Genomic DNA, 7,429 nt, shown 5'->3' on the forward strand with positions numbered 1-7,429 from the left:
AAGTNATTTGCTTTAAAACAGGAGATAGCAAGGCTGATAAATGATAAAGAGGATTATGTTGTGATATATCAGCTGCCTCAAAAAACAGTTTTAGAAAGAGAAAATATTGGAATAGATTTTGATCCAACTGATAGAATTATATAAAGAGTTGACAAAAATATAAAAAATTAGTTAAAATGCACTACTGAAGGTTCGAGAAACTTATACTTTAGCTGATTATCATATTTTATAATAATAACCCATAATAGCCGTAGAATGACGGGTTTAAGCTTCCAATAGTGGGATTTAAAGGGTGATAAAAATGATCAAATGATAATGCGACATACAGTTTAAGCTTCCAATAGTGGGATTTAAAGCACTGGGGTATATGCTGTTTCTCGTTTATATCGAGGTTTAAGCTTCCAATAGTGGGATTTAAAGCTGGAGTACGATAGGTTCGTTTGATCGATATCCTGGTTTAAGCTTCCAATAGTGGGATTTAAACTATACCCCCCTCATAATTTTTCTAAATTTTTTGATTGTGTTTAAGCTTCCAATAGTGGGATTATGAAGGTTAAAATTTTTAAATCTCACATATTAAGAAAATAATTTTTGTAGAAAAGGCTATTACATACCACTTTTTATTTCCTAATGTATCTTCTCTTTCTTCAATAAGATATTTTGCAATTCATCTTGGGTAAATGTGTATTCTTTTTTGCAAAATACGCAGGTAATATGAGCTCCATGGTCTTTTTCAATCATATCTTCTAATTCATGCTTTTCTACCGATTCAAGTATTGTTGCTAATAGTTCTTTTGTGCACCTGCACCTGTGTTTCAACAGTATTTGGCCAAGCTCTTTTATTTCTTTGCCAATAAGCTCTTCAATGGTGTCTTTGAGTGTATGCTCTTCTTCCAGATGTTTATCCAATGAAAAACCGTTTTGCAATTTGTTTTCAATTATTTCAATAACAGAAGTTGGTGTACTAGGAAATGTTTGTATTAATATCCCGCCCGAGCGGTTTATATCACCTTGCTTGTTGCAATTCACTGTAAGTATGAGTGCCGAAGGTATTTGCTCTGATTCAAGTAAGTAGTACGCAATGTCCTTTGCAATATCTCCATAAATAATTGGGGACACGCTTTTATATGGTTCACGTAAGCCTAAATCACGGGTTACAGTAATAACACCTGCTCCCAATGCTTTAGAAATATTTAACGTATCAGATTGCAATTCGTTGTCTACAAAGGGATTGCCAACAAATCCGCGTACATTTCCTTTACCATCAACCTGGACAAGGATCTCTTTTAAAGGACCGCTGCAGCTTATATTAATGCTTAACGTGTCGTTGGAATCAGGCTTAATTGAAGAGGCAGCAAGCAAAACAGCAGCGTTAAGTGTGCGTCCAAACGCTATAGTTGCGTGGGGTGTGGTGTTGTGAATGGTGATGAGTTCCTGCAACAAACCTTTTGTCAACGTTGCATAAATTCGCAGATTATATTCCTGGCAGATGTATCTTATGCTGCAATTATCTTCCATAGTAACTATCGCCCCAATTAAAATTCACGTAATGACTCATGTACACCTTTTGCAATTTCAAACCAATAATTATACGCAGCTTCGTGTGGATTTTCTTCAAACTGATTTAGCCAATGTATCAGTTCTTTATCATTTACATTTTCGACCTGATGCAAACGCTTAAGGTAGGTTTTTATGAAATCAATGTTTCGTTGCGATTCCCAGTATATTGATACATTACGGCTATTAATTCTGCTGGCGGTCATTTCAAGACTTGTTAAAAATTCTTTGTGCATGTTGTACAGCGAGGCAATAATTTCGGGTATCATGTCCTCAGCCCACAGACGATGAAAGCGGCAAAATCCGGTATTATCAAGCATGAGTTCTTTGATCATGCGGTGTGCGTTTTTGCGGCCCAACTCGCGTGGTGGTAAAAAGTCGTAGCCGTAGTACATGTAATATTTTCCCATAATAGGCATGGGCGATAGCACCCCAGGAACCCAATACTGGTTGGGAACAATCCACCCTTTGCGCGCATTTGCATTATACACAAAGCAGTCAATAATATCTTTACTTTTTTCGCGTGCCAGTTTACGTGCAAATTTGCGCGCACCTTCAGTCAAATCAAGAATTCCTTTTTTGTGAATGATAGCATCCAAAAGCTGGCTTGCAATTTGGGCATTGTGCTTTGAGTCCGTTTCAACACTGAAGTTAACATGCGAAAACACTGGCAGGTGCGATACTCCTACTTCCTCAGGCTTAAGTAGTTTGCGGTCAAGACATTCCATAAGCCATGACAGCACGCCACCAACTGAGATGGAATCAAACCCATACATGTCAGCCTTATGCACCAGCATTTCGGCTGCGCGCTGGTCAAATACACCACACAGTGGTCCCATTGCCTGATAGGGCTCATAGTCCTTTTTGTAGATATCGCGCATCTTTTTGCAAACAGCTGCGCATGGTTCGCCACAAGTCCTCATGCTTTTTGTGGCGATAGTTTCTTCATTAAATTGTTTAAGGTAATGATCAACAATAAGCTTTTGATGAATCGCAAGTCGTTGTTCTTCGGTCATGTAGATTGAGCGATAGTTAAATGCCAAAAGCCTGCCGCCGATAGTAGCAAAGTTAACGCCAAATGTACCACCAGTATTAAACTGTGGATCGAAGCGATACTTTGTTGCTGCTTCTAAGTCCTTGGCTGCAAGCTTTTTGCTGTATTTGTCGATAAACCATTCGTCGGCAACTTTGCGGTCTCTGAAGTCTTCATCAATATATGTACCGCCGTAAATAATAGCAGCAATGCCATGTTCGCGAAAAAGCTTAGAGCCAAAGCCGCCGCGTCCTGCCCAGGTATCAACCCAGATAAGTGTTCCATCCTTTACAGGAGCCGAACACAGTGCGCCAAAATCAGTTGCATGCGCAGCAGGGCCTGTTGCAATTACACGAGGGTCGGTTATATATTTATCAGCAAACATTGAAAGCACTTCATGCATCAATGAATATACCCCACCGTGGCCACTTTCCCATATTTTAAAGACATCAATAGGTTTTATCTCAATTTCTATCTCTTCACCGTGCACACGATTGAGGTATAACACCGAAGGGGTAGGTGCTTTTTTTGACAATGCTATCATGTTTATTCCTAAGTTATCAAACACCAGTCCAGCACCGCCCATAGAAGATATGAAAAAGCTGTTCCAGCAGGGTGAGTATCCATTCACAAATAGGCGGTTTGATCCAGGAAAGATTGAGCCTGCTAAAACACCAACACCAATATTAGTGGTATAATAGCGCTGTGCTATGTGTAAGCCTAAATCAATGGGGCCAAAGAAATCGCCAATGGGGTAGCGTGCTAAGCGATAGTAACCGGTTGAAAGGTCTATAAAGAGTACTTTTTGATGATGTTGCATGTTCTTTCTCCTGAAAAAAGCTGAGTAGAATACAGGCTGTTGCCGGTATAATCAGTCAAGCTGATCTTGATTGAGCATTTTTCCTAATAGTCATGCTGAACTTGATTCAGCATCTTTATCAAAGATATACCTTTGCAATGAGTAAAAATTACAGACTGCCAGTCAACCAATAGATTCCGGGTCAAGCCCGGAATGACAACAAACAAAGTCATGCTGAACTTGATTCAGCAATTTGCCTAATAGTCATGCTGAACTTGATTCAGCATCTTTATCAAAGATATACCTTTGCAATGAGTAAAATTTACAGACTGCCAGTCAAGTAATAGATTCCGGGTCAAGCCCGGAATGACAACAAACAAAGTCATGCTGAACTTGATTCAGCATTTTGCCTAATTGTCATGCTGAGCTTGATTCAGCATTTTGCCTAATTGTCATGCTGAACTTGTTTCAGCATCTTTATCAAAGATATACCTTTGCAATGAGTAAAATTTCCAGGCTGCCTGTCAACCAATAGATTCCGGGTCAAGCCCGGAATGACAACAAACAAAGTCATGCTGAACTTGATTCAGCATCTTAATGTATATTTAACCGTATATTATAGGTTCATGTATATCAGCAACACAAAATTGTAAAGTAATAGTATTGAACACCTTCCGTAAAAAATCAATATTTTCTTTATGTGGACCATAATATTCTGCAAGGGCGTGTTGTGGCAGTTTAACTTTGAGCGTTTGTATATTAGTGTTGTGCTGCAAAAAGTTTTTAATCTGATTTTCAAGTGTACTGCGATAGTATCGTGATTTTACTAAGTATCCAAATGAAGGATGATAGGGCCCTGCAATAATGGTATCAGCCACAGAGTTATCAAAAGGATGAAGTCCAATTCTGATTACAGGAATATTGTTTCTGGTGAATATATCATATAAAATTGCACACAGTTCAATAGCTTTATCTAATGATAGATGGGTAAACCTGCCTTCAATGTAGAATTTTTCTAATGCAGTATCTTTTATGACAACAGTTGGATATATGCGTACTCCATCAGGTTGCAAATCTACAGCTTTTTGGGCACCTTCAATTGCTTTTTCAAAGCTATCGCCAGGTAAACCAGGCATAAGCTGTAGTATAAGATTAAAGCCATAGTCTTTGATGAGTTTTGAAGCATTTACTGTATCCTGTACAGTGTGTCCACGATGTGATTGTTGCAGCACATCATCATACATGGATTGTGCACCCAGTTCAACAGTTGTCACGAAAAATTTTTTTAGAAGTGAAAGCGTACTGCTATTTATGTAATCAGGGCGTGTAGATAGCCGGATGCCGTGAATTGCATGCAATGAGTAATATCTATACGCTATCGCCAAATACTTTTCTTGTACTTCAACATCAAGGCCGGTAAAACTGCCACCAAAAAATGCAATTTCAATATGAGTAACAGTTGTTTTTAACTTTTGTAAATAGCTATCAATTTTTTTTACAATATATTCTTCATCAGGGAGAATGCGGGTATTGCTAGTGTAAATCTGGTTGCAAAACACACAACGGTGCTTGCAACCAGAGTGGGGAATAAAAAAAGGTATCGTTACATGAGTTTTTAACATGCAACAGTTTAATCACTCATTTTTGGAAATTCTTTTGAATATTGTGATGGTTGGCTTTTTTTAATTTCCATAGAGCGAGTGCCAGTAATAAATCCATACCATTTGTATACTGAATCTAAAAGTATAAACACTGCTAAAACAATCATGAGGCCTAGCAGTAGTATGTTGATCATGTATGTATATGCATCGGGCTGTGAAGAAAACGCTTTTGGAATATACTCAAGTATAAGTGTGATTCCTGCAGTAAAGGTTGTGGTTAACATAAATACCATGGGGATAAGGGTTACCCATATATACTTAACTTTGTTCATTTTAATAATAACTGTTGTACCTATACACAGTGCCAGCATTGCCAGTAGCTGATTTGCGGTACCAAACATTCGCCATATTGTTTGTACAGAACCAGTGTAAATAAAATATCCCCATGCAATAACCACTAACAGGCTTGCTATAATATTACCCCAAAGTGACCTGAGTTCGCCAAAGGGCTTGTACACATATCCGCCCAGCTCCTGAACTACATAGCGTGCTACCCGTGTGCCGGCATCAATTGTTGTTAAAATAAAAAGCGCTTCAAACATAATAGCAAACTGATACAGATATGCCATAAGGTGGCTTAAAAAGGGAATTGAAGAAAAGATGTATGCCATCCCTACTGCTAGTGACACTGCACCTCCTGGACGTCCTGCCAAATCAATGCCTACAAGCTTTGATAAATCATTTATTTTGTCTACCGGAAAGCCCATTTGAGCTAATGTATCAAATGAAAGGTGAGTATTGATGGCAAAGTAATCTCCGGGGATAAGTACGGCAGCAGCAATGAGTGCCATCATTGAAACAAAACCTTCAGTTAGCATGGCTCCGTAGCCAATAGGGAGAGCATATCGTTCATTTTCAATCATCTTGGGTGTTGTCCCTGATGAAATCAAGGAATGAAATCCAGATATTGCTCCGCATGCAATTGTGATAAATACAAAAGGAAATAATTTTCCGGGTATGATTGGCCCATTGCCATTGATGAATCTGGTAATAGCTGGCAGGTGCAAATCAGGATGCACGGCAACCACACCAACAGCAAGAAGCAGTATCACACCAATTTTCATAAATGATGACAGATAATCACGGGGAGCAAGCAAGAGCCATACTGGCAATACACTTGCTATAAAACCATAGACTGCAAGTGCTATCGCCAAATTATGTTGGTTCATTGTAAAGATACCCTCAATGGGTGTTCCCAGTATATGACGGCCGTAAATAACCGTTAAAAGCAGAAGCACAATCCCAATCAAAGATGTCTCAAGGACTCTTTCAGGGCGTATGGATTTCATATAAACTCCCATCAGCAATGCTATTGGTATTGTCATTGCAATGATGAAAGTGCCCCATGGATTATTGTATAGCGAATTTACAACAACAAGGCCAAGCCCGGCGATAGCTACTATTAAAATAAACAAAACTGCAAATAAAGCTGCAAGCCCTGTCACAGGCCCAATTTCCTCTTTTGCAATCTCAGCCAGTGATTTTCCATCTTTACGGATTGATGCAACAAGGATAACCATATCATGGACACCACCAGCAACTACTGAACCAATCAATATCCACAGAAAGCCTGGCAGATATCCAAACTGAGCAGCAAGCACTGGTCCTATTAACGGGCCAGCACCAGCTATTGCTGCAAAATGGTGTCCAAATAATACCCATTTATTTGTGGGGTAATAATTGGTATTGTCATTAAGGCGGTATGCAGGAGTTACGCTTGTTTCATCAAGTGCAAGTACTTTGGCTGCTAAAAATGCACCATAAAAACGGTATGCTAACATGTAAAAGGTGGCAGCTGCGGTAACAATCCATAAAGCATTAATTTTTTCCTGGGGATTATAAATTTGAGTTACTATTGCAAATGAAAGGGCAAACAATAATGAAATAATAATCCAGAATGTTATTTTTATAAACTTCTTCATAGTATGTCTCCTGATGAAGAAAATTTTATGTGCTTATGGTAGATACCTCTTTTATCTTTGTGTCAAGAGATTTTACTAAAAAACTGTAAGCTAAAGTCATTTAAATGAAATTGTTAGCAGGACTATTTCAGGATAGCTATTGGTACGGATTGGCGGTCCCCATGTACCATAACCGCTTGATACATATACATGAGTATTGTTAATTATTTTATATCCCCAGCTGACTTCATACAGTTCGGCTGTAATATAATGGAACGGAAATAATTGACCATGATGTGAATGACCTGAAAGCAGGAGGTCAACCGGATATGTTGCTGTTTGCAGAATTTTGAATGGCTGATGATCAATTACTATGATAGGTTTTGAAACATCAACCTGTTTCATGAGTTCTTTCAATGATGCACGGTGTATTCCAGTAAATGCAAATTTGCTTCGGTCATCACGGCCAATGATCTGT

The 7,429-nt window shown here is 38.7% G+C and carries 6 protein-coding genes and 1 CRISPR repeat array (1 of these 7 running past the window's edge); of the genes, 1 reads left to right on the forward strand and 5 read right to left on the reverse strand.

From position 1 onward, the window contains the following. Positions 1-144: the 3' end of a CRISPR-associated endonuclease Cas2 gene (cas2, locus tag N3F66_14075; protein MCX8125272.1), read on the forward strand. Its footprint begins 159 nt before the window's first position; 144 of the gene's 303 nt are visible here — the last part of the coding sequence; its start codon lies off the left edge, out of view; it ends in the stop codon at positions 142-144. A gap of 118 nt (positions 145-262) precedes the next feature. Then, positions 263-550: direct repeats of the CRISPR family, unit length 28 nt; unit sequence GTTTAAGCTTCCAATAGTGGGATTTAAA. A 77-nt stretch (positions 551-627) separates the two neighbouring features. On the opposite strand, the gene N3F66_14080 is transcribed toward cas2, so the two are convergent. The 5 genes from N3F66_14080 to N3F66_14100 all read right to left on the reverse strand — a co-directional run. Next, entirely contained in the window at positions 628-1,518 is an 891-nt protein-coding gene (locus N3F66_14080; protein ID MCX8125273.1) for an Hsp33 family molecular chaperone HslO, read from the reverse strand. Positions 1,519-1,535: 17 nt separating this feature from the next. After that, positions 1,536-3,410, reverse strand: coding sequence for an aldehyde ferredoxin oxidoreductase (locus N3F66_14085; protein MCX8125274.1), 1,875 nt, complete (start codon positions 3,408-3,410; stop codon positions 1,536-1,538). 584 nt (positions 3,411-3,994) lie between these two features. Further along, the gene (locus tag N3F66_14090; protein ID MCX8125275.1) at positions 3,995-5,011 is read right to left on the reverse strand and encodes a radical SAM protein; all 1,017 of its coding nucleotides are present in this window, start codon (positions 5,009-5,011) and stop codon (positions 3,995-3,997) included. A gap of 8 nt (positions 5,012-5,019) precedes the next feature. Next, the gene (locus N3F66_14095) at positions 5,020-6,873 is read right to left on the reverse strand and encodes a carbon starvation protein A (GenBank protein ID MCX8125276.1); all 1,854 of its coding nucleotides are present in this window, start codon (positions 6,871-6,873) and stop codon (positions 5,020-5,022) included. A 195-nt stretch (positions 6,874-7,068) separates the two neighbouring features. Then, positions 7,069-7,429: metallophosphoesterase (locus N3F66_14100; protein MCX8125277.1), on the reverse strand; the 361-nt coding region annotated here is incomplete at its 5' end.

This window comes from Spirochaetota bacterium (genome assembly GCA_026414805.1).
Classification (GTDB): Bacteria; Spirochaetota; UBA4802; order UBA4802; family UB4802; genus UBA4802.